This window comes from Salinirussus salinus (genome assembly GCF_009831455.1).
Classification (GTDB): Archaea; Halobacteriota; Halobacteria; order Halobacteriales; family Haloarculaceae; genus Salinirussus; species Salinirussus salinus.
This window is the reverse complement of the sequence record NZ_WOWO01000003.1, coordinates 222,864-244,490: the sequence shown is the minus strand read 5'-3', so window position 1 is coordinate 244,490 and position 21,627 is coordinate 222,864. Positions and strand designations below refer to the sequence as shown.

Annotated in this window: 22 protein-coding genes and 1 pseudogene; 10 read left to right on the top strand and 13 right to left on the bottom strand. The window is 69.4% G+C overall.

The features are described 5' to 3' along the window. Window positions 1-177: 177 nt before the first annotated feature. On the top strand, window positions 178-1,266 hold the full coding sequence (locus GN153_RS11150) for a pyridoxal-phosphate dependent enzyme (RefSeq protein WP_159902740.1): 1,089 nt from the start codon (window positions 178-180) through the stop codon (window positions 1,264-1,266). Between the two features lie 41 nt (window positions 1,267-1,307). Here GN153_RS11150 and GN153_RS11145 read toward each other — a convergent pair whose 3' ends face one another. Further along, on the bottom strand, window positions 1,308-2,567 hold the full coding sequence (locus tag GN153_RS11145) for a tRNA(Ile)(2)-agmatinylcytidine synthase (protein WP_159902738.1): 1,260 nt from the start codon (window positions 2,565-2,567) through the stop codon (window positions 1,308-1,310). A gap of 164 nt (window positions 2,568-2,731) precedes the next feature. Here GN153_RS11145 and GN153_RS11140 point away from each other — a divergent pair, with 164 nt between their 5' ends. Next, window positions 2,732-3,700, top strand: coding sequence for a transcriptional regulator (locus GN153_RS11140; protein ID WP_159902736.1), 969 nt, complete (start codon window positions 2,732-2,734; stop codon window positions 3,698-3,700). Window positions 3,701-3,817: 117 nt separating this feature from the next. Here the strand turns inward: GN153_RS11140 and GN153_RS11135 are convergent, their stop codons facing one another. Continuing rightward, entirely contained in the window at window positions 3,818-4,078 is a 261-nt protein-coding gene (locus tag GN153_RS11135; RefSeq protein ID WP_159902734.1) for a glutathione S-transferase N-terminal domain-containing protein, read from the bottom strand. A gap of 125 nt (window positions 4,079-4,203) precedes the next feature. Next, window positions 4,204-4,728 (bottom strand): orotate phosphoribosyltransferase, encoded by a 525-nt coding sequence (gene pyrE / locus GN153_RS11130; RefSeq protein WP_159902732.1) that lies wholly within the window; start codon window positions 4,726-4,728, stop codon window positions 4,204-4,206. Window positions 4,729-4,912: 184 nt separating this feature from the next. Here pyrE and glmM point away from each other — a divergent pair, with 184 nt between their 5' ends. Then, complete coding sequence (gene glmM / locus GN153_RS11125) at window positions 4,913-6,259, top strand: phosphoglucosamine mutase (protein WP_159902730.1); 1,347 nt, start codon at window positions 4,913-4,915, stop codon at window positions 6,257-6,259. Between the two features lie 39 nt (window positions 6,260-6,298). On the opposite strand, the gene GN153_RS11120 is transcribed toward glmM, so the two are convergent. From GN153_RS11120 to GN153_RS11110, 3 genes are all read right to left on the bottom strand, one after another. Continuing rightward, the gene (locus GN153_RS11120) at window positions 6,299-7,453 is read right to left on the bottom strand and encodes a DUF7118 family protein (RefSeq protein WP_159902728.1); all 1,155 of its coding nucleotides are present in this window, start codon (window positions 7,451-7,453) and stop codon (window positions 6,299-6,301) included. Continuing rightward, a complete protein-coding gene (hisI, locus tag GN153_RS11115) occupies window positions 7,437-7,832 on the bottom strand; it encodes a phosphoribosyl-AMP cyclohydrolase (protein ID WP_159902726.1) in 396 nt (131 codons plus the stop codon). The genes GN153_RS11120 and hisI overlap by 17 nt, the downstream gene beginning before the upstream one ends. 70 nt (window positions 7,833-7,902) lie before the next feature. Then, window positions 7,903-8,976 (bottom strand): A24 family peptidase, encoded by a 1,074-nt coding sequence (locus GN153_RS11110; RefSeq protein WP_159902724.1) that lies wholly within the window; start codon window positions 8,974-8,976, stop codon window positions 7,903-7,905. 152 nt (window positions 8,977-9,128) lie between these two features. Here GN153_RS11110 and GN153_RS11105 point away from each other — a divergent pair, with 152 nt between their 5' ends. Next, the gene (locus GN153_RS11105) at window positions 9,129-10,829 is read left to right on the top strand and encodes an acyl-CoA synthetase (RefSeq protein WP_159902722.1); all 1,701 of its coding nucleotides are present in this window, start codon (window positions 9,129-9,131) and stop codon (window positions 10,827-10,829) included. A 166-nt stretch (window positions 10,830-10,995) separates the two neighbouring features. Here the strand turns inward: GN153_RS11105 and fer are convergent, their stop codons facing one another. Beyond that, entirely contained in the window at window positions 10,996-11,385 is a 390-nt protein-coding gene (gene fer / locus GN153_RS11100) for a ferredoxin Fer (protein ID WP_159902720.1), read from the bottom strand. Window positions 11,386-11,562: 177 nt separating this feature from the next. Between fer and hisA the strand changes: the two genes are divergently transcribed. Beyond that, complete coding sequence (hisA, locus tag GN153_RS11095; RefSeq protein WP_159902718.1) at window positions 11,563-12,288, top strand: 1-(5-phosphoribosyl)-5-[(5-phosphoribosylamino)methylideneamino]imidazole-4-carboxamide isomerase; 726 nt, start codon at window positions 11,563-11,565, stop codon at window positions 12,286-12,288. Between the two features lie 18 nt (window positions 12,289-12,306). Here the strand turns inward: hisA and GN153_RS11090 are convergent, their stop codons facing one another. After that, the gene (locus tag GN153_RS11090) at window positions 12,307-12,723 is read right to left on the bottom strand and encodes a DoxX family protein (protein WP_159902716.1); all 417 of its coding nucleotides are present in this window, start codon (window positions 12,721-12,723) and stop codon (window positions 12,307-12,309) included. A 142-nt stretch (window positions 12,724-12,865) separates the two neighbouring features. Between GN153_RS11090 and GN153_RS11085 the strand changes: the two genes are divergently transcribed. Further along, window positions 12,866-13,204 (top strand): winged helix-turn-helix transcriptional regulator, encoded by a 339-nt coding sequence (locus GN153_RS11085; RefSeq protein ID WP_159903787.1) that lies wholly within the window; start codon window positions 12,866-12,868, stop codon window positions 13,202-13,204. Window positions 13,205-13,217: 13 nt separating this feature from the next. Here the strand turns inward: GN153_RS11085 and GN153_RS11080 are convergent, their stop codons facing one another. Continuing rightward, window positions 13,218-14,066, bottom strand: a complete 849-nt coding sequence (locus tag GN153_RS11080) for an HpcH/HpaI aldolase/citrate lyase family protein (protein ID WP_159902714.1) — start codon at window positions 14,064-14,066, stop codon at window positions 13,218-13,220. A 426-nt stretch (window positions 14,067-14,492) separates the two neighbouring features. After that, on the bottom strand, window positions 14,493-15,944 hold the full coding sequence (locus GN153_RS11075) for a hypothetical protein (protein ID WP_159902712.1): 1,452 nt from the start codon (window positions 15,942-15,944) through the stop codon (window positions 14,493-14,495). A gap of 164 nt (window positions 15,945-16,108) precedes the next feature. On the opposite strand from GN153_RS11075, the pseudogene GN153_RS11070 reads away from it, so the two are divergent. Next, window positions 16,109-16,710, top strand: a pseudogene (locus GN153_RS11070) (IS6 family transposase). Window positions 16,711-16,972: 262 nt separating this feature from the next. On the opposite strand, the gene GN153_RS11065 reads toward GN153_RS11070, so the two are convergent. Both GN153_RS11065 and GN153_RS11060 read right to left on the bottom strand, forming a co-directional pair. Beyond that, complete coding sequence (locus GN153_RS11065) at window positions 16,973-17,299, bottom strand: DUF5615 family PIN-like protein (protein ID WP_159902710.1); 327 nt, start codon at window positions 17,297-17,299, stop codon at window positions 16,973-16,975. A gap of 3 nt (window positions 17,300-17,302) precedes the next feature. After that, complete coding sequence (locus GN153_RS11060; RefSeq protein WP_159902708.1) at window positions 17,303-17,587, bottom strand: DUF433 domain-containing protein; 285 nt, start codon at window positions 17,585-17,587, stop codon at window positions 17,303-17,305. A 582-nt stretch (window positions 17,588-18,169) separates the two neighbouring features. Between GN153_RS11060 and GN153_RS11055 the strand changes: the two genes are divergently transcribed. Genes GN153_RS11055 through GN153_RS11045 form a run of 3 tightly spaced genes read left to right on the top strand, consistent with a single transcriptional unit; the run spans window position 18,170 to window position 19,916 of the window. Beyond that, on the top strand, window positions 18,170-18,625 hold the full coding sequence (locus GN153_RS11055; RefSeq protein WP_159902706.1) for a MaoC family dehydratase: 456 nt from the start codon (window positions 18,170-18,172) through the stop codon (window positions 18,623-18,625). Beyond that, on the top strand, window positions 18,625-19,092 hold the full coding sequence (locus GN153_RS11050) for a DoxX family membrane protein (RefSeq protein ID WP_159902704.1): 468 nt from the start codon (window positions 18,625-18,627) through the stop codon (window positions 19,090-19,092). Before GN153_RS11055 ends, GN153_RS11050 begins: the two co-directional genes overlap by 1 nt. A gap of 47 nt (window positions 19,093-19,139) precedes the next feature. Continuing rightward, the gene (locus GN153_RS11045) at window positions 19,140-19,916 is read left to right on the top strand and encodes a GHMP family kinase ATP-binding protein (protein WP_159902702.1); all 777 of its coding nucleotides are present in this window, start codon (window positions 19,140-19,142) and stop codon (window positions 19,914-19,916) included. Window positions 19,917-20,060: 144 nt separating this feature from the next. On the opposite strand, the gene GN153_RS11040 is transcribed toward GN153_RS11045, so the two are convergent. Beyond that, entirely contained in the window at window positions 20,061-21,623 is a 1,563-nt protein-coding gene (locus GN153_RS11040; RefSeq protein WP_159902700.1) for a class I adenylate-forming enzyme family protein, read from the bottom strand. Window positions 21,624-21,627 lie beyond the last annotated feature (4 nt).

The window sequence follows — 21,627 nt, the reverse complement described above, 5'->3', positions numbered from 1 at the left end:
CACCACTCGGTCGCAAAAACGTGGGGAAAAACGACCTCGCCGCTCGACCGCTCCGCGGTCTCGCGGCGAGTGAACCGGCGGCCTGACGGCCGCCGGATGCTGCCCGCACCGCTCGCGGTTCGTTTCGTTCGCTTTTTCGACCGCGGTTCTGATGTGTCCCGCTCCCGACGGTCGCGTATGTACGAGTGTCGCGACTGCGGGCGCGAGTACCCGCTGACCGCCGACGCGCCCTGGCGATGTGACTGCGGGCACGCACTGGATTTCGGCGACCTGCCCCGGCCGGCAGACGGCGGGCCGCCCGCCACCTCGGCGCTCGACCGCGACCGCGGGCTGTGGGCCTTTGCGGATTTCCTCCCGGTCGGGGAGCGCGTGACGCTCGGCGAGGGGTGGACCCCGCTGGTCGACGCACCGGCGTGGAACGCGGAGTTCAAACTCGACTACCTCTTCCCGACGGGGTCGTTCAAGGACCGCGGCGCCGCAGTCACGCTCTCACTCGCGGACGCGCTGGGCGTCGAGCGCGTCGTCGAGGATTCCTCGGGCAACGCCGGCCACGCCATCGCGACCTACGCCGCCCGCGCCGGGCTGGCGGCCGAGATATTCGTCCCCGCCGACGCCAAGCCGGCCAAACGGGAGGCTATCGAGCGGACGGGCGCGACTGCCGTGGGCGTCGAGGGGAGCCGCCAGGACGTGACCGACGCCTGCATCGAGCGCGTCGAGACAGGGAAGGGGTGGTACGCCAGCCACGCCTGGCAACCTGCCTTCTTCGCCGGTACCGCCACCTGCGCGCTCGAACTCGCGGCCCAGCGGGGCTGGTCAGTGCCCGACGTCGTGGTGACGCCGCTGGGTCACGGCACGCTCTTTCTGGGCGCCTACCGGGGGTTCCGGGCGCTCGCGGCCGCCGGCTGGACCGACGACGTACCCCGACTCGTGGGCGCGCAGGCCGCCGGCGCGGCGCCCATCGTGGAGGGGGTCCACGGCCCCGACGCGGCCGCGGGCGACAACGACGCCGCCGACGGGATCCAGATCCGCGAGCCCGCCCGCCGCGACCAGATACTCGCCGCTATCGAGGAGACCGGCGGCGAGGCCATCGCGGTCGACGCCGAGACGACTCTGGGGGCGCTCGACCGGCTCCGGGAGCGCGGGTTCGACACCGAGCCGACCTGTGCCGTCGCGCCCGCGGCCCTGGAGCGACTCCGGGCAACCGGTGCCATCGGCGAGAGCGAGGACGTCTGCGTCGTCCTGACCGGGAGCGGACTGAAGGCCTGACTGGTCGGCGAGCAGACAGTAGCTCGACTGCCGCTGTTCGGCTACCGCTCGGGGTGGGTAGGCGCGTCGAATCCGCTCCGAACGAGGGGTTTGGCGATGTGGCGGCGCGCGACCGGCGGGACCTCGTACCACCCCTCCTCGAGGTCGCGTCCGACGGTCCGCTCGGCCTTGCCGTCAGCGCTCGTCCCGCAGTCCCGGCAGCGGTAGCCCTGCCCGCGGCCGGCGGACTCCATCGACCGGCCGCAGTCGGGGCAGTCGGGCGTGACCCGCTCGGTCGTCGTCAGGTCGCGGACGGCGAACTTCTCGAGTTTGAGCGTGCCGTCCGCGACCTCCCCACAGACGGTGACGCGGTCGCCGGCCCGGAGCGCGCGCACCCGGTCCCGGAACCGTTTCGTGGGTTCGAAGGCCGCACACCGCAGGTCGGCGTCGTCACGGACCGTCAGGAAGACGTGCCCGCCCTCGACGGTCCCGGGGCCGTCGACGACCGTGCCGTCGACGCGGTAGGCGCGGCCGTTCTCGATCTGGCTGGCGCGGGCCGGCCGGAGGTGGGCGTCGGTCCCCTGGTTGGTCAGGAAGGTGTGGGTCCGGGCGACCGGCTCGCTGTCGATGGCCCGGGCGACCCGCCGGGTCGCCTCGGGGGTCTCCCCGCGGATGCCATAGAGGACGGGGCAGGGCGTCCGGGGGACACAGACCGCCGTCCCTTCGACGCGGTCGACGGTGTCCCAGACGGTGGGGTAGGCGCCCTCGGCCGCCGCGAAGACGGAGTCGCGGTCGACGTCGCGCTCGGTCCCCCACCGCTCGCGCTCGCGGTAGGCGATGGTCTCGTGGGTCCACTCCCCGAACGCCCGGTACGCGCCGACGGCCGCGAGCGCGCCGACGACTCCGCGGCCGGTGCCCCGCTCCAGCGTGTCGATGCCGTGCTCGCGGGCGAGCGCGCGGGCGTCCGCCGGCTCGTGGTAGTCGCGGACGGCCGCCCGGGAGAAGTCGGCGACCGCCGGCGGGACTGCCTCGGGCTCGCAGTCGGCCACCGCCACGCCCGGGTTCGTTTCGGGGTCGTCGACCGCGAGGTCGAGGCGGTCGGCGGCGAGGGTACGGGCGTGGTCGGCCGGCAGGTCGGTGTGGACCGCGAGCGCGGCGTTCCCGCGGGTCTTGTGCTCGACGGCGGGGTTCAACCGTATGAGAAGGGTCCGCCGGACGGTTCCGCCGGCGGCCGCGACGTCGCCGGCCAGCCGGCTGGCCACGTAGGTCGTGCACATCCCCAGCTCGCGGGAGTCGGTGTCGTCCAGCCCGATGACGGTCACGTCCGGGGGTTGGCCGGAGACGCCAAAACGCCTTTCGACGCTCGCGGCAGACGGGCGGCCGCGGACCTGACCGTGTGACGATAGGTTCCATCGATCGCCGGACACGGGAGGAACCGGCGGCACAAACGATAAGTACGGGAATCGTCTACAGTCTCTGAAGGATCATGTCCCGGTCCGCACTCGTAGACAACGTCACGGCCATGCTCGAGGACGCCGGATTCCTCGTCAGCGACCGGTGTGCGATCCGGCCAAAGAGCTTCGACGTGGCGGCCCGCCGGGGTCGGGACACGCTGCTCGTGAAGATCCTCGGGAACATCGACGCGCTGGACGCCGGGACGGGCGCGGAGATGCGCCGGCTCGGGGAGTACCTGCGCGCGACGCCGCTGGTGGTCGGGCTGCGCACCCGCGACGAACAGCTCAAGCCCGGCGTGGTCTACTTCCGTCACGGCGTGCCGGTGCTCGCGCCCGACACCGCCATGGACCTGTTCGTCGAGGAGGTCCCGCCGCTGATCTACGCCGCGCCCGGCGGCCTCTACGTCAGCATCGACAGCGAGGTACTCGCCGACGCCCGCGAGGACCGCGACTGGTCGCTCGGACAGCTCGCCCAGGAGCTCGGCGTTTCGCGCCGGACCGTCTCGAAGTACGAGGACGGTATGGACGCGAGCGTCGAGGTCGCCGCCCAGCTCGAGGAGCTGTTCGACGCCCCGCTGACCTCCCCGGTGAGCGTGCTGGAGGGTGCCGAGGAGGTCCGCGACGACGAGGGGACCCCCGAGGACCCCGAAGTCGACCCCGACGACGAGCCGATCGTCGCGGTGCTGACCCGGGTGGGCTACGATGTCCACCCGACCGACCGGGCGCCGTTCAAGACCGTCAGCGAGGACGAGGAGGAGCGCGAGGACCGGGTGCTCACCGGCCACTCCGAGTTCACCAAGACCGCCGAGAAGCGCGCCCGGATCATGTCCTCGGTCGGCCACGTCACCCGGACGACCAGCGTCTACGTCGTCGAGGACGCCCCGCGGGACTCCGTCGACGGCACGGCGCTCATCGAGGAGGCCGAGATGGCCGACATCGAGGACCGTATCGAGCTCCGGGACCTCATCATGGAACGGGCCGACGAGGAGACCACCGCGTAGCGGCCTGCGTCGGGACGACGGCACAGCGCCCGCGCCAGGCCGGTCTGATTCGCTCCACCCCAGCCGCGGGACTCGACGACCCGGGTCCGAACCGCGAATCGCCGGAAAATCAGGCGCTCAGACGTCGGCGCGCTGGCCGTAGGTCTGTTCGAGGTACTCGACGATGTCGTCGGACTCGGGCATCCCCTCGACCCCGTGCTCGTTGTCCACGAGGACCGGAACGCCGGTCTGTCCGCTGACCGCCTTCACCTCGGTGCGCTCGTCGTGGCTCCGGGGGACCATGTGGGACTCGTACTCCAGCCCCAGCTCGTCGAGCTTGCGCGTTACCTTGGCACAGTACGGACAGCCGTCGAGTTCGTACAGTTCGAGGTCTGCCATCGCCCCCGAGTTGGGGCTGGAGACACAAGAAGCGGACGGTGGTGTGCACGGGAGGGACAGTCGAATGCCGGGTCCGGTCCGCGCCCGGCCACAGCGGCCGACTGGCTATCGACGGCCACAGCGGCCTACCGACTCTCCAGCAGGTCCGAAGCAGTGACGAGCGCCTCCAGCTCGACGCCGTGGTCGGCGAGGTGTTCGCGGGCGCCCTCCTCGCGGTCGACGACGACGAGTACCCGCTCGACGACGGCTCCGGCCTCCCGCAGTGCCTCGACGGCGTCGACGGCGCTCTGACCCGTAGTGGCGATGTCCTCGATGACGACCACCTCCTCGCCCTCGCGCAGCCGACCCTCGATCCGGTTGCCCGTGCCGTACTCCTTTGCCTGCTTGCGGGCGATGACGTAGGGGTTGCCGGTGGCGACGCTCGTGGCCGCGACCAGCGGGACCGCCCCCAGGGCGACGCCGGCGAGCTTGGTCTCGCCGACCCGGGCGGCGAAGGCCTCCGCGAGCAGTTCGAGGCAGTCGGGGGCGGTCTCGAAGAGGTACTTGTCGACGTAGTAGTCGCTGGTGCCGCCGTGTGAGAGCTCGAACTCCCCGAAGCGGACGGCGTCGGCCGCCCGGAGCGCGGCCACGATGTCGTCGGTATCGGGCATGTCCGCGGGCAGGGTTGGCGGGGACAAGTCCCTGCCGGTCTCGCGTGCCCGGTTCCGGAGCGTGTCGGGACGGGCGGGTGGTCCGGCCCCGTGGCGGGCGCGGTTGCGGCTGGAGCCCCCGGCGTGGCAGCCGTCGGCCGCGGTCCACAACCACTATACTGGCCGGTCCCCGAGGTGAGCCCGAATGGAGCTGTTCGGGTCGAGCGGGGTCCGGGCGCGGGCGCTCGCAGAGCTGACGCCCGCCGACGCCCTCGGGGTCGCACAGGCCGCCGGCCGCGTCTTCGACGCCGCCCGCGTCGCAGTCGCCCGCGACACCCGGACCACCGGTCCGCTCTTTGTCGACAGTGTCGCCGCCGGGCTGGCGAGCGTGGGCTCTGACGTCGACCGCCTCGGCGTCGTCCCCACGCCCGCCCTCCAGGCCTACTGCGAGCGCGAGGGCGTCCCGGGCGTGATGGTCACTGCCTCCCACAACCCCCCGGAGTACAACGGGATCAAGCTGGTCGGGGCGACCGGCGTCGAGCTCACCCGCGACCGGCTGGAGGCCGTCGAGGCTCGGATCGGGGACGTCCCGCTCGCGGGCTGGGAGGCCGCCGGCGAGACCCGCGAGGTCGACGGCGCGGGCCGGGAGTACCGCGAAGGCGTACTGGAGGCGGTCGACCGCCAGCGGGTCGCCGACGCCGACCTCACCGTCGCGCTCGACCCCGGCCACGGGGCGGGCGCGGTCACGAGCCCGCGACTCTTTCGCGAACTTGGCTGTGAGGTGCTGACGGTCAACGCCCAGCCCGACGGCCGCTTCCCGGGACGGGACCCCGAGCCGGTGGCGGCGAACCTGGGCGACCTCCGGCGGCTCGTCCGGACGACCGACGCCGACCTGGGGGTCGCCCACGACGGCGACGCCGACCGGGCGATCTTCGTCGACGAGCGCGGCGAGATGGTCGAGGGCGACGCCTCGCTCGCGGCGCTGGCCGCTGCCGAACTCGGCGAGGGCGACGTCGTCGTCTCGGCGGTCAACGCCTCCCAGCGGCTCGCCGACGTGGCGCGGGCGGCGGGCGCGCGGCTGCGGACGACCCCGATCGGCAGCACCCACATCATCACGGCGATCCAGGACATCCGGGCGAGTGACGGGTCGGTGCCGGTCGCCGGCGAGGGCAACGGCGGGGTGCTCTTCCCGGACTATCGGGTTGCCCGGGACGGCGCGTACACCGCCGCCCGCTTTCTGGAGCTTGTGGCCCGCCAGCCCGCGAGCCAGGTCGTCACCGACTACGACGGCTACCACAACGTTCGCGAGAAAGTCGCCTACGAGGGCGAAGCGGAGCGGGCGGCGCTGCTGTCTGCCATCGAGACAGTCGCAGAAGGGGTCGACGCCGAACTCGACACGACAGACGGCTACCGCCTGGAGTTCGCGGACGGCTGGGTGCTCGCCCGCCCCAGCGGGACCGAGCCCGTCGTGCGGGTGTACGCCGAGGCCCGCGGCCCCGACCGGGCCCGGGAACTCGCGGACCTCTTTCTGGACGCGCTCGCCGGGGTCTGACGCGTCCCGGACGGCGTGTCGCGAACGCGCCCGTCCCGGTCACCGCGAGGGGTAGGTCTCCAGGGCCTCGCCGAGCCGCGTCCGCTGCTCGCGGGCCCGCTCCAGCTCCGCCTCGACGGCGCCCGACCGGACCCGCTCGCGCTCCGCCGGGGACAGCTCCGCGCGCGCGACCGCGGCCCTCCGGAGCCGCTCGTAGTCGGTCTCCCGGGGGAGGCGCCTGACTGCCCGCAGGGCCGCCACGGCGTCGGGCGCGACCCGGTCGACGGCGCCGGTCAGCTCGTCACAGCGGTAGCGCAACACGCCGGCCTCCGGCGGCGGCCAGTCGACGGTCAGCGGCCCGGGGTCGACCCCCCTGAGGTAGGTCCGCCTGGTCGCCACCGCCCGCTTGAGCGCGTCCGGGTCGGCGACGTAGTGGGCCAGCTTCGAGCGGGAGTAGTCGGCGTACTCGAGCAGCTGGCCGACCGGCTCCTCGCCGGCCTCGTGGTCGCGGACGTACGCGTGGAGGTCGTCTGGCGGGGCCTCGTAGGGGACCAGCGGGATGGCCGCCAGGTCCGCGAGCGTGTCCAGCACGTCGCGGGCCGGCTCCTCGCGGCGAAAGCGCTCGAAGGCCTCCCGCACCTGCTCGTTGTAGGCCTCGACCGGGTCGCGCAGGCGCTCCGTGGGGGCGTCGAGGTCGGCCTCGCCGAGGTCGCGGAGGCGTTCGAGGTCGGCGACCCGGTCGGCGAGTTCGCGGCGGCGCGTCCGGATCCGGGTCCGGGCGCTCCGGTAGGCCTCGCGGGCCGCGTCGCGCTCCTCGAGGCGAGCCGCCAGGTCCGCGACCGGGTCGAGTTGCTCGCGGACGTGGGCGAAGTCGCCCTCGGTGAGCCGGCGCTGCTGGAGGTACTCGTCACACTCCTCGAAGACCTCGTACAGGAGCAGGTCCTCGTCGAGGCGGTCGACGAAATCGGCGATCTTCTCCTGGAATTCGATGAACTGCTGGAAGTCGCCGTCACCGGTGGCGGGCTCCTCGTAGCGGTCGAGCAGGCCCGAAAAGTCCTCGTGGGCCGCCGCCAGCCGTTCGAGTTCGGCCTCGCCGAAGTCCGCGACGGCCTCCTCGGCGGCCTCGACGCGCTCCTCGGCCGCCGCCAGGTCCGCTACGAGGTCCTCGCCGTCCCCGGTGTTCGTGCCGCGGCCGGCGTCACTCGTAGACGTCATCGGGGTCGAAGACGCGCTCGCCGACGACGTCGCCGTCGACGGTGCGGTGGAAACACGACGCGAAGCCGGTGTGGCAGGCCCCGCCCTCCTGTCTGACCAGGTAGAGCAGGGCGTCGCCGTCGCAGTCGACCCGCACCTCCTCGACGTGCTGGACGTGGCCGCTGGACTCGCCTTTCTGCCAGAGCTCCCCGCGGCTCCGGGAGTAGTAGTGGGCCAGCCCGGTCTCGCGGGTCCGGGCGAGTGCCTCCTCGGTGACGTAGGCGAGCATCAACACCTCGCCGGAGTCGGCGTCCTGGGCGACGGCGGGGATCCGTTCCTGCTCGTCGAAGGCCAGGTCCACCCGGGCTCCGTCCCCGGTGGCGTCGGCGGCGTCGCTCATACCCGGAGTCGGTCGTGACCGTGGATAGGTCTTGTCCTCGTGACCGGTACGGTCGGCCGCGGGGCGTCACTCACAGGAGCCCCGCAAGTCCCAGCAGCGCGAAGAGGACGTCCCCGAGCGTGAGCGAGACGACCAGGCCGACGAAAAGGGGAACGAGAAAGGGGATACCCGGCGAGACCCAGACCGTCTCTTCGGTGGCAAGCGCGTCCAGCCCCTCCCTGAGGCCCGCGGGCGTGGTCCCGTAGGCCGACCCCTCGATGTCCGCGAGGAAGCGCTCGGCGCCCCAGGGGTCGTCGTAGGCCTCCCCCTCGGTGGCGTCGCCCGTCTGGACCTCCGTGTCTGGGGGTGTGGCCGCGCCCGGGTCGCCGCCGTCGGGCACGACGCCGCCGCCGGGGTCGTTGGGTTCCGCGGGCAGCGTGGCGGGGTCGCGGTACCGGTCGGGGTCCGCGCGGAGTTCCGCGAGTGTCAGCCCGCGGTACTGCAGGTACATCCGGAGGGCGTCCAGGTCCAGTCCCCGGTAGGAGAAGTAAGAACGCAGGGTCGACAGCGAGCGCACGTCCCGGAGCCGGCGGTCGTCGAAGTGGAGCAGGGTGCCGTACTCCCGGACGGTGTCGGCCGCAGAGACGGGCCTGGCGACGAACATGGCCGGCGAGACACGGCCGGCGACGGCGTTGCGGCCCGCGAGCACGAACGGGTAGACGGCGCCGGCCAGCACAGTATTGGAGAGGATAGTCAGCGAGAAGACCCCGAGGGTGGTCCGGACGACGGGCAACTGGGAGGGGAGCCACGCCACACCGAGTTCCCAGAGCGCGTAGTGTGGGTAGACAGGAAAGAGCACGGCGACGACGAAGAAGGCCTTGGCGTCGGCGCCGCCGAACCCGCCGACCAGCCAGAAGCCGTAGGAGAGGGGGACGACGATCCCGACACTCAGCGCGGTCCCGAGCAGCAGGCGGCGCTCGGCGAGCGTGGCCGGACCCGACAGGAGCACGGGGCCGAGCTCCCAGGCGAGCAGGAGGAGCGCGAGCGCGGCAAGCGGGTACCAGGTCCGGTTGGGAACCCGGCGGGTCCTGACGTCGCGGTAGGCCACCCAGGCGAAGGCCGGGATGGCCAGCAGACGGAGCAGGTCCGGCCACGAGGCGAGCACGGCCGTCGGTGGGTGCCCCCTCACATTAGGGGTTGTGGGTTCCCGGGCGGTCGGGCCGCACGGACGACGGCGCGTCGAGCCGGCCCGGCCGGGCTGGGCCGGGGATACTGATTTGTACCGTTACGGAATAGTGGTTTGTGGTGACACGACCCATGACAGACCGTGCCGAAGTGACGCCGCGGCTCGACACGTACCACGACCTCTACGAGACAGACTGGGACAGCTACGAACAGCTCCGGGAGTCCTTCGAGTGGGAGGTCCCAGAAGAGTTCAACACGGCGACGTACGTCTGTGACCGGTGGGCGGCTCTGGACGGCGAGCGGACGGCGGTCTACGCCGAGTTGCAGGACGGGACCAGCCACGAGTACACCTTCGGCGAGGTGGAGGCGATGGCCAACCGGCTGGCGAACTATCTCGCCGACCGGGGGGTGGGGGCCGGCGACCGGGTCGCGGTCAACGGCACACAGCGCGTTGAAAATCTCGCGACCCACATCGCGACCTGGAAGCTCGGGGCGATATCGGTCCCGCTGAGCATCCTGCTCGGCCCCGAGGGGATGGGGTTCCGGCTGCGGGACAGCGGGACGGTCGCCTACGTGGCGGACGCGGTCAGCCTGGACGTGCTCCGGGCGGTGCGCGGGGACTGTCCGGACCTGGAGACCGTCCTGACGGTCGGCGGCGCCGACCCCCAAGAAGGGGAGGAGCGGTTCGCCGACGCGGTCGAGGGGCAGCCGGCGACCTTCGAGACGGCGACGACCGCCCCCGACGAGCCCGCGTTCATCATCTACACCTCCGGCACGACGGGCGAACCGAAGGGGGTCGTCCTGCCCCACCAGAGCCTGCTGGGCGGGCTGCCCGGGATCGTGATGGGCGGGAACAACCTCGAGGTCAGAGAGGACGACGTCGCCCGGATCGCGGTCGAGTGGTCGTGGATCGGGTCGTTGCATCTGGGGATCCTCTCGGCGCTGTATTTCGGGACGCCGGTCGTCGCCCACGCCGAAAACGAGTTCGACCCCGCGCGGGAGTACCGCCTCATCGAGGAGTACGACGTCACCTTCGCGGGCGGGCCGGCGACGCTGTTGCGGATGATGATGCAGGTGCCAAATCGCGACAGCTACGACACCAGCTCCATGCGGATGGTCGTCCAGGGCGGCGAGTCGCTGAGCGCGGAGGTGGCCGAGCAGGTGACCGACACCTTCGAGAACGCCAGCATCCACGAGGTCTACGGCCAGACGGAGGCGCTGATCTTCGTCTCCGATTGCAGCGCCCTCGGGCTCGACCACCGGCCCGGGAAGATGGGCAAGGCCGTCCCCGGCCACGAGGTGCGGATCCAGGACCCGGAGACGGGCGAGGAGCTGGGGCCGGGCGAGGTCGGCGAGATCGCCTTGCGGTACGACGGCGACGACCCGATGCCGTTCACCGAGTACTGGAACCGCCCCGAGCAGACCGCCCGGAAGGTCCAGGACGGCTGGCTCCGCAGCGAGGACCTGGGGACGGTCGACGAGGACGGCTGGTTTTCCTTCCACAGCCGCCGGGACGACGTGATCATCTCCTCGGGCTACAAGATGGGGCCGGTCGAGGTCGAGGAGACGCTTGCCGGCCACGAGGCCGTGGCGGACGCCGGCGTCATCGGCGTCCCCGATGACACCCGCGGGGAGGTCCCCAAAGCGTTCGTCTCGCTCGTCCCCGACGCCGAGGAGCACGACGCGCTCCGCGAGGAGCTGCAGTCCTACGTCAAAGAGCGCCTGGCGAAGTACGAGTACCCACGTGAACTCGAGTTCGTCGACGAGCTGCCGCGGACGACCACCGGCAAGGTCCGCCGGCACGACCTCCGGGACCGCGAAGGGCTGGTCTGAGGTCTAAAACCGGTCGGGGGACCCGCCCGCTGGCGGTGGGCGGGAGACCGGTGTAGCCGGCGACGGACCCGGATCTGCCTCTCTGGAGGCAATCACGACCGCCGGAAGTACGGAGTGTGGATACCTCTCGCGCGCCCGGTGAACCGGCGCGGGGCGAGTCGGCGGGTCAGATGACGCGGTTCTGCAGGTAGTCGAGGTGCTTTGCGTTGTAGACGATCTTGACCTCGTCGGCGGCCGGCGAACCGATGCAGGTCAGCCGGACGTTCTTGTCCTCGACCTCCTCGTCCGAGAGGATCTGCTGCATGTCCATGTCGATCTCGCCCTCGACGACGATGGCGGCGCAGTTGGCACACGCGCCGGCCCGGCACGAGAACGGCCAGTCGTAGCCCTGTGCCTCGGCGGCTTCGAGGATGTACTCGCCCTCGTTGACGTCGAGAGTGCCGTAATCCTCGTCGTCGAGGCCGGCGTCGGCCGCCTCCTCGAAGACCGCGTCGTCGTACATGTCCCAGCCCTTGTCGTCCACGACTTCGTAGTTAAGGTACTCTACGGTAGGCATCAGCGGGAGTTTGTCCCCCACCGGGTTAGAAGTTATCCTTCTGGCAGCCCGTTCCCGACCCCCCACCGGGACCGGCGACCGCCGGCACGGAACGGATAACGGGCCGGCGGGGCCAGCGCACGGGCCGGGGGGGACCGAACCGCCACGCTTTCGACCGGGCGCCGCCCACAGGGAGGTATGTTCCCGGCCTTCGAGGTGGTTCCGGCGGTCGACATGCAGGACGGCCAGGTGGTCCAGCTGGTCGGCGGCGAGCGCGACACCGGCCGCAGCTACGGCGACCCGGTGGAGGCCGCCCGCCGGTGGGTCGAGGCCGGCGCCGAGACCCTGCACGTCGTCGACCTCGACGGCGCCTTCGAGGGCGAGCGGGTCAACGCCGACGCCATCGACGCCGTGCTGTCGGCCGTGGACGTCGACGTCCAGCTGGGGGGGGGGATCCGCACCGCGGCGGGCGCCCGGGACCTGCTGGAGCGCGGTGTCGACCGCGTCATCCTCGGGACCGCCGCCGTCGAGAACCCCCAGATCGTGGCGGAGGTGAGCGCCGACCACCCCGAGGGGGTGCTCGTGAGTCTCGACGCGAAGGGAGGCGAAGTAGTCGTCGAGGGCTGGACCGAGGGGACCGGGCTCGACCCCGCAGCGGCCGCGGGCCGGTACGCCGACCTGGGCGCCGCGGGGATCCTCTTCACCGACGTGGACGTCGAGGGCCGAATGAAAGGGGTCCGGACGGAGCCGGTCCGCCGGGTCGTCGACGCCGTCGACGTGCCCGTGGTCGCGAGCGGCGGCGTCGCCACCGTCGAGGACGTCCGGGCGCTGCGCGAGGCCGGCGCCGCGGCGGTCGTCGTCGGGTCGGCGCTGTACGAGGGCGAGCTGACGCTCGCGGAAGCACAGCGCGCAGCCCGCGAGTAGCGGGAGCGGTGAGCGCGCTTACAGGAGGCTGAGGCCGACGCTGAACCCCCAGGACTGGGAGGCGAGCGCGCCGAAGGCAAGCGCTCCACCGGCCATCGCGACGTTCTTGAGAAAGCTGGTCATCTCGTCTTGCTGCTGGTCCTCGGGGACCGCCCAGAAGTCGTGGAAGACGACCGCCGAGACCAGCAGGAACGCCGCCAGCGCCGCGGCCGCCAGAAGCGGGAAGACCCCGACCACGATGGCCAGCCCGGCGACCACCAGCAGGGCGCCGGAGGCGAGCACTCCCAGTTTCGGCGCGGGCAGCCCCTTCGCCTGCGCGTAGCCGGTCATCTGCCCGGTCTGCATGAAGTGGTTCAGCCCCATGAAGGCGAGCACGCCCCCGAAGAGGACGCGGGCGACCAGCAGGACGGCGGCCTCGGCGCCGGTCGCTACCATGCCGCCACCTCCAGGAGACCGCCGCGGGAGCGTTCGCGTGCCGATTCGACTGTCGGGTCGAGATCTGGTTTCATTGCGTTACCTGGTTCGTTCCCGAACCTATATGTATGCTTGGCGACATAACCGTAATCAGATGTCAGGAATGTCGTCGGCACATCAGCAGTCCGAGGGATCGGTCGAGGAGAAGAACGCGGCGGCCTGTCCGGTCGTCGAAGCGGTCGAGGAGGTCGGCTCGCAGTGGCGGCTCGTCGTCCTCTATGACCTCGAAGAGGGAGAAAAGCGGTTCAACGAACTCAAGCGCTCGACGGGCGCGTCCTCGCGGACACTCTCCCGGGTGCTCGACGACCTCGAGGACGCAGACCTCGTCGACCGCCGGGTCGAGGACCGCCCCGTGGCGACCTACTACTCGCTGACTCCGAAGGGCGAGGCGCTGTGTCCGGTCTTCGACGAGGTCGAATCCTGGGCGGAGGACTGGCTCTGACCCGGGGAGTCCGTCATTCGTCGCCGCCCGGCACCGGCCCGCCCGCCCGCTCCAGCGTCCGCTCGGCTTGCTTGCGGATCGGCGCCTCGACCAGTTCGCCGTCGAGCATGAACACGCCCTCCTCGCGCTCGGCGGCGGCCTCGACGACGCGGCGGGCCCACTCGACGTCCTCCTGGCTGGGCGTGAACACGTCGTTGACGGGGTCGACCTGTCCGGGATGGATCAGCGTCTTCCCGTCGTAGCCAAAGTGGAGGGCGGTCTCCGCCTCCGCCCGGAGCCCCGCCGTGTCGCGGATGTCGGTGTAGATCCCGTCGATGGCGTCTATCCCGGCGGCGGCCGCGGCGATGGCGACCCGCTGGCGGGCGTAGAGCAGCTCCTCGCTGCCCTCGGTGCGGGTGAGGCCGACGTCACCAGCCAGGTCCTCGCCGCCGAACAGGAGCGCGTCGACCGCAGGCGCGTCGGCGATGGCGTCCGCTCCCAGAATGCCCCGGGCGTTCTCGACCAGCGCGAGCACGGGCAGCGAGACCTCGGGAGGACACCGGTCGGTGACGCGTTCGACCGCGTCCGGGCCCGTGACCTTGGGGACGACGACCCCATCCAGCGCGGCGGCCACCCGCTCCTCGTCGAGGAGGGCGGCGTCCGCATCGAGCAGTGCCGGGCGGTCGTTGACCCGCAGCCAGAGTTCGCCGTCGAACGCGATGTCGGGAACGACCTCCCGGACGACCTCGCGGGCCTTGTCCTTGTCCGTGGGGCCGACCCCGTCCTCCAGGTCGAAGACGAGCACGTCCGCGCCGGTGTCGGGTGCCGACCGCAGCATGTCAGGGCTGTCCGCGGGCGTGAACAGGACGCTCCGTCGTGGCATACCGGCGCTTCGTGGCCCAGCCCCTCAATCCCCGGGTCGTGCGCGCGGCAGGGCGGCCGACGCGGATGGCCCCGAGGGTCCCGGGGTGAATGGGATGGTACCGACGTCACCCCTCAACACTCGGAGCCGTTACAGACAGGGGATTCATAGACCAGAGTCGGCCTATACCTCTCCCACTCCTGTCAGAAACACCTTGCAAGATACAGAGGATGGGCCGTGTTTAGACGCTCCTGAAGAAGTGGACTATTGGATGAACAGATTCAGTCCGAGAGTGTCCCTCTCTCCGATTTCGAAAGGTAGCTCAATTCGGAGAAGACGATCTGTACCGCGTCTAAACAAGGCCCAGAGGATGTATTCAATATCAGTGTCGTGGGAATCATGATTCCTCGAATATTATACATAGGAATGGACCCCGGCTACAGCTTTCTACGAACTGAATAGATAGAACGGCAGGAGACAGAAATAAAGTAACACACTCAACAACACAATTTGGGTGAGCGCTCCCACAATCCCCGACAGTATCTCACCGGGTTGGAACGCGGACCCCGGTTCGAGAGTGCCGAAGAACAACTCAACGGTAACGCCGAAAACGAATAGACTGAGAATGGCAACCAAGAGGTCAGGGAGATGGTTCGTCGGGAGGAAGGATGGCCACGCCTGCGACTTCCAGACGGTGGTCACGGCGAGGAGGATGCCGACAGTTATTAGCACGGCGACCGCGGGAGACACGTCAACTGTCGTGATGCTATTCGGGGACGGTAACTCATCCTGGGCCTGCTCCGACAGGGCCCGCGAGACCGCCGCGAACAACAGTCCGGCAGGGAAGAGCATCAGCGGAACTGGTGAGGGGGTAGGTGGCTCTCGTGACGGCGGCAAGGCGGCTTCAAGCCGCTCAGCGTACAGTCGCTGACAGAGGCGGGCGACATAGAGGAACACGTGACAGATGGCAACCAGCAGCCCTACCGCTAGGAGCATGGTTTCGAGCGGCTGTTGGTTGAGAAGCGCCCCGAGGTCGACCACCCTGAACAACCCTAATGTCAAAAACGCGGGAATGACGATCAGGAAGAAGGCATAAAGGACCCGCTGAACCGCCCAGACACCCCCCCAGACGGCAGTGCTCGCCGCGACTAGCGACTCTTCAATGCCATTGAGGATACGAGAGATGGACGCCTCATCGCGCGAAACGGGTGCTGTCACCACCGCGAGTGCGCTGGCGAGTTGGACACAGACGAGGATGACCTCTGGGAGCGGAAACAGGACAACAAGGGTGCTGAGGAGAAGTCCAAGGAGGACGACGGCTAGGAGATACTTGCGGCCGGTGACCGTCTCGGTAGCGGAGCCGCTGTCGCTCATCTCGGCGAGCGGAGACGGCTGCGACGGGATGTACAAGACGCCGAGAGCTTCGGCCGCGTCGGTGAGAGAGGTCCGACCGACGTACCGGACCAGGAGGGAGGCGACGAAGACGCCGCCGAGTAGTTTCGCAGCGTCAACCGGCGGGACCAGTACCCGACCTGTGATGTCCTGGAGCAGCACAGCTGCGACTGGATCTGTCGTGTCGATATACGCGAGCCAGCTTTCGAAAATAAGCCCCATGGCCACAGCTGCGCTTGCGAACAGCAGTCGGTTGGGGATGCCACCGGCCCACCCTTCCCTGGGCGTCTGTGGGAACAGAGCCGGGGTAACCTGGAACACAATCAGCCAGAGCATTACCCACCCGTATCCCCACACGATCGTGTCGAACCCGAGCCCGTACTGCACAGCGAGCTGAACCATGGTTGAGAGGACGGCGACAGACCCAGCCCCGAGGATCTCTGCAACGGCACGCATGAGAAGGTCAATACTCACAGCGGCGAACAACGCCCAGTTCCACCGACTCATGAGTATGCGAAGGGTCTGTGGCCGACTATCGGGACCGGATCGTATCGCATCGCATCATGCGGGCCTTGAGCGAGTGACTCGGTGGCCGTCGGTGACATGAATTCGATTGTACCCGTGGGGCGGTGTTCACGCAAAGATGAAGCGGTGCGATTTTTGAGTGCTCTATGCTCATGATTGCGTGTCTTAGCGGCTGTACCGACTGCTTCAAGTTAGCGTTTATGGAGCGAGAAGCAACACTCGAGACGACGATGAAGCTCGGTAATCGACTCCATCTGGCTGGACTCTCACTTTCAAATATCAGTTCTGTGCTCGATATGTCAGGTGTCGACCGCTGTACCTCCACCGTTCATTACTGGGCGCAGAAGGATGAACCACAACCCACAGACAGTACCGACCCGGTTCACATTGCGGTTGATGAAATCGTGATTCGGCTTAACGACGAGCGATACTGGCTGTACGCTGCCCTCAATCCCGCTACGAACCGCCTGCTCCACGTCCAGATATTTCTGATGAGAAGATTAGCGCTGACCGAGATGTTCCTCTCCGAACTCCAAGAGAAACAACTCGTTAATAGCGCACCTGGCTGCAGGCCGCCTGCCACCGTCACGGGCTCCGACTCCAGCATGTCGCTCATGGGAATCGGAACGCTGTTGAGCCTATATTTCGCGGAGTAAAGAGTTGAACTAACCAGTTGTCAAATACGTTCAGCCACGCCAAAGCGGAGACTGTCGAAAGCTGGTTGCAAGCGCTCGCTTTCCGCATGTAATCGGTTTATCTGAACACTACCCCAATGAGAGCCATCTCGTTTCAGTGTCGTAGATGAGGTCTGGTGCTGCATTCGCGCGCTGCATCTCGCATGGCTATCAGAACATCCCTCTGAGCTGGTAGAATTCTGGGCGGTCAATACGCGCCCTCGCTGTAACGCTTAAGTCGGCCTATGCATCCTGACGCTCCCGATCTCTTGTGATTTTATTGTTATGTTCGGGGCCGAGAGTTACACAGTCCTACCGTCACACACTCAGTAGCAGTCACACCCATCCGTCAGGGAGCCACTCGGTGACTGCAGCGGTGGTCTCGTACGCGGCGTCGATTGCCCGGATGGCCTCCTGAAGCGTGCGTGCCGACGGCGGGTCGTGGTCTTCGTAGTAGAGCAGTCCGTGCGGGACCTCTTCGTCAAAGAAGTCGTCGTCAACAGTCAGTACGACCCACTCCTCCGCCGTCGCGTAGCTCGCGACCGCGTCGTCTGATGCATCCGGCTGCAGGACGTCTCGGACCCGAGCGACCGTGTGTTCAGGGTCCGATCCGAGCGTTTCGACGTACCGCTCTTTGACCATCTGGTCACAGAGGATCCGCATCGGTCAAGACTCTGCGGTGGGCGCACGGCTCTGCTCGGCGAACTCCTGCTTGCGTGTCTCCTTCTGCATCCGGATGTAATCCATCAGTTCCGGGTGGGCGTCGTAGTAGTCGAGGGCTGCCTCGACCTCTGCGCGGTCAAGGGCGGGATAGTCGTCGAGGAGGGCGTCCACCGTCGCACCGCCCTCGGCAGCCGCGCCGAGCGTGAAAACACCGATTCGAGTCCCCTCCACCCGGGGCTTCCCGTGGAGGACATCGGGCGTGCGAACTATCTCGACGGTGCTGCTCATCTCGTGTGCATTTACACGGTGTCACGTCATAAGCGTTCGTCTCGTCGGAGCAACAGGGGTTGTTAACAGTGGTTGTTTTAGCAGAATCAGGCTCCAGTCCAACAAGAAGGCCCCGACCTGTTCGACTCGGGGGCTCACTGCGCTCCTCACCCCTCACACGGTGTTGTCGCGGCCGACGCCGCGACAGCGTGCGCCCGGTGTGACTGTTCAGGTCGGGTGGGACTGAAAGGGGCCGCTCGCGTGGCGGCTTCGTCGCCACGGTGTGACAAGGTCGGCTCTGCCGACCTCGCGCTCGGCGTGTGAGACGACGTAAGGACCGCAGCCGACCACCGGGAGGCGAGTAGCGGGGGACCGCAGGTCCCTCGAACCATGCGAACGGGCCGTGCGCGGCGCTCCGCGCCGCGACGTCGGGGCGGTGAAACCGCCCCGCTGCCCGTGAGCAGAGACCGCAGCGAGTCGCAACAGCCGAGCGAGCGGGGGCTTTCTCGCTGTTCTCCGCAGTCCTGGCAGCGGAAGCATCAAAATAAACATCCCTCGAAACCGACCCCGAGCCTTTTCACCGGACTCCACCAACCGGCGCGCATGACGGGACGCTACTACGGGGAGTTCGAGGTCGGCGAGACCATCGAGCACCCCCGCACCCGCACAGTCAGCGAGAGCGACAACCAGCGGTTTTGTGACATGACGATGAACCAGCAGCCGCTCCATCTCGACGCCGAGCACGCCGCCGACACCGAGTTCGGCGAGCGCGTGGTCAACGGGCTGTACACGATGGCGCTGGCGACGGGGATGACAATCCCCGAGACCACCGACGGGACCATCGTCGCGAACCTCTCCTACGACGAGGTCGAGCACCCCAACCCCGTCTTCCACGGCGACACCATCAGCGCGGAGACGACCGTGACGGACAAACGGGAAACCAGCGACGGCGAGCGCGGGGTCGTGACGATGCACGTCACGGCCCGCAAGCAGGACGGCACAATCGTCTGCGAGTTCGACCGGACCGCTCTCTCGCTGAAACGCGAGCACGCCGAGTGATGGCCGGCGAGGGCGGAGAGTCCCACAGCGCGGCGGGAAGCGCCGACCTCCGCGAGCGCCTGCGGGCCGCCCACGCCCGCTACCGCGCGTGGGTCGCCCGCGGCCCCGACCCGGCGACCGTCGCCAGGGTCGCCCTCGGGGCAACGATCCTGCTGGCGGGTCTGCACAAACTGGTCGCGCCGGGCGCCTGGGCAGGCTATATCGTCGGCTGGGCCGAGCCACTGGTCGTGGTCTCCCCACGAACCTTCATGTGGCTCAACGGGCCCCCGGAGGTGCTCGTGGGCGGGCTGTTGCTGGCCGACCGGTGGGCCGCGCTGGCGGCGACGGTCGTCGCGGTCTCGCTGGCGGGGACGCTCGTCTATCTCGGGCTCGCGGCCCTTTCGGGGACGGTCTTCGCGACCGCGATGGTCCGCGATGTCGGATTGCTGGGGCTGGCGGTGTCGGTGCTCGTGGCGTCGGCGCGGTGAACGAGGGATCGGAACGCTATTGCCAGTCACCCGCGTGCTCTCGGCGCATGAGAGCACGCGCGCCGGGGAGCGTGACTGTCGTGTTCGCGCCGGTCGAGGACACCTCGCTGGGCGTGAGTTTCGCCATCAGCGACGGCATCGTCGCCGCGGTCGAGTCGGCAGACACGACCGCAGTCACCCTCGACGGCACGCCCACCACCTTCGAGCCCGTGGAGATCGCGCTGGACGAGCTCGGCGTCGCAGCCCGGGTCGACCTGGAGAGCGAGATGCCCGTCGGCCAGGGCTTCGGCGCCAGCGGCGCGGCGACGCTGTCGACGGTCCTGGCGGCGAACGCGGAGTTCGGGCTCGGCCGCTCGCGCGAGGAACTGGTCGAGGTGGCCGCGCGGGCGGAGGTCGAGGCCGGCACGGGGCTGAGCGACGTCTACGTCCAGGAGATGGGTGGCTTCGCATACGACACCGGCGAGGGGCGCCAGCGGGTCGCCCGCGACGACGAACTCCGGTACGCCTCCTGGGGCGGGATCGCCACCGGCGACGTGCTCGGCGACCCCGCGGCTGTCGACCGGGTCCGGACCGCCGGCCACGACGCCCTCGCGGCCTTCGACCCCGAGATGGAGTTGCCCGCGCTGTTCGACCTCTCCTGGGACTTTGCGGAGGCGACCGGGCTGGTGACCGACGCGGTCCGCGAGCGCGTGGAGGGCGTGCAGGCCGGCGGCGGCGCGGCGACGATGGCGATGGTCGGCGAGACCGTCGTCGGCGTCGGGGACGGCGGCGATGTCCTCCCCGAGCGCACGCGGATCGAGCCCGAGGGGGCACACGTACTGTAACTCGGGCCCGGCGGCTCGGTGGTGTCTAGATGTTGTCAGCTTCACGGACAGCGAGAAAGCCCCAACCCGTTCCGCCTCGCCCGCGGCAGCCACGCTCCTCACAGCCGATCCGCTCCCTCCCCGCGGCAGTCCGAGACCGCCCGCTCAGCTGACCTCGCGGTCCTCGTCCTCCCAGTAGGGCTCGCGCAGGGCCTTCTTGTCCATCTTCCCGTAGGGGGTGGTCGGGATCGCCTCGACGAACTCGATAGACTTGGGGAGCTTGTAGTCGGCGAGGTGTTCGTCGGCGGTCTCCCGGACGCCGTCGGCGGTGAGGTCGGCGTCGCCGGCCGGGACCACGACCGCGTGGACGGCCTCGCCCCAGTCGTCGTCCGGAATCCCGATGACGGCCACCTGGGCGACCCCGGGGTGGCGGTCGATGGCGTCCTCGACCTCCGTGGTGTAGACGTTCATCCCCCCGGAGATGACCATGTCGCTGGCCCGGTCGAGCAGGTAGACGTAGCCCGCCTCGTCCATCCGGGCGATGTCGCCGGTCCGGAGCCAGCCGTCGACCAGCGTCTCCGCGGTCGCCTCCGGGCGCTCGTGGTACCGCTCCATCACGTACGGCGAGCGCATCAGGAGTTCCCCCTCCTCGCCGGCCGGGAGCGGGTCGGTGTCCTCCGGGTTCTCGGGGTTCGCGATACGGAGGTCGACCATCGCCGCGGCCTTGCCGCAGGAGCCGACCTGGTCGGCGCCCGCGACGTGGTCGCCCTTCGGGAGGATGGTGCCGATGTCGGGCATCTCCGTCTGGCCGTACAGCTGGATGAACGCGCTCCCGAAGGCCTCAAGCCCCTCCTCCAGCCGTTCGGGGGTGATCGGCGCGGCGCCGTAGACCACGGTTTCGAGACCCGAGACGTCCGTCTCCGCGAGGTCGTCGTGGTCGAGGACGCGGTAGATCTGCGTGGGAACGAGGAAGGTCCAGGAGACCGGTTCGCTGTCGACCAGCGCGAGGAACTCGCCGGGGTCGAAGCCGGCGGTGACGGTGAAGTGGGCACCCTGGACGAGCGCGGACATCGCGACGTAGCCCGCCGAGTGGGGGAGCGGCGTGGTGAACAGCATCTCCTCGCCGTCCCGTATCTCGAGCTCGGTGACGTGGGCGAGCATCGCCATCGCGACCCCCTCCTGGGTGTGGCGCACGCCCTTGGGCCGGCCGGTCGTCCCGCCGGTATAGGGCAGCATGAGCAGGTCGTCGGGGTCGGCCGGGTGGTCGTGGACGCCGTCGGCTGCGTCGAGGGCTTCCTCCAGGGGGACCTGCTCGCCCGCGGGGTCCTTGACCGCGACCTGTACCTCGAGGTCAGTGGCGGGCGTAATGTCGGCGAGCGTGTCGGTGAAGCCGCCGCCGACGAGCGCGCCCCGCGCCCCGGAGTTCGCGAGCATGTACTCGAACTCCTCCGCGGTGAGCATGTCGTTCATCGGGACGGCGGCGTACCCGCCGCGCAGGCAGGCGAACAGCCCAGTGAAGTAGTCAAGCTGGTTCGACATCATCAGCCCGACGCGGTCGCCGGCCGCCAGCCCCCGCTGTGCGAAGGCGGCGGCCAGCCGTCCCCCGCGCTCCCAGGCCTCGCCGTAGGTCCAGGTCTCGCCGTCGACGGTCGCCAGCGGCCGGCCGGCGTGCGTTTCGCAGGCCCGCCGGACCAGCCCCTGTGCGGTGAGCGCACGCTCCGATGGCATGGGC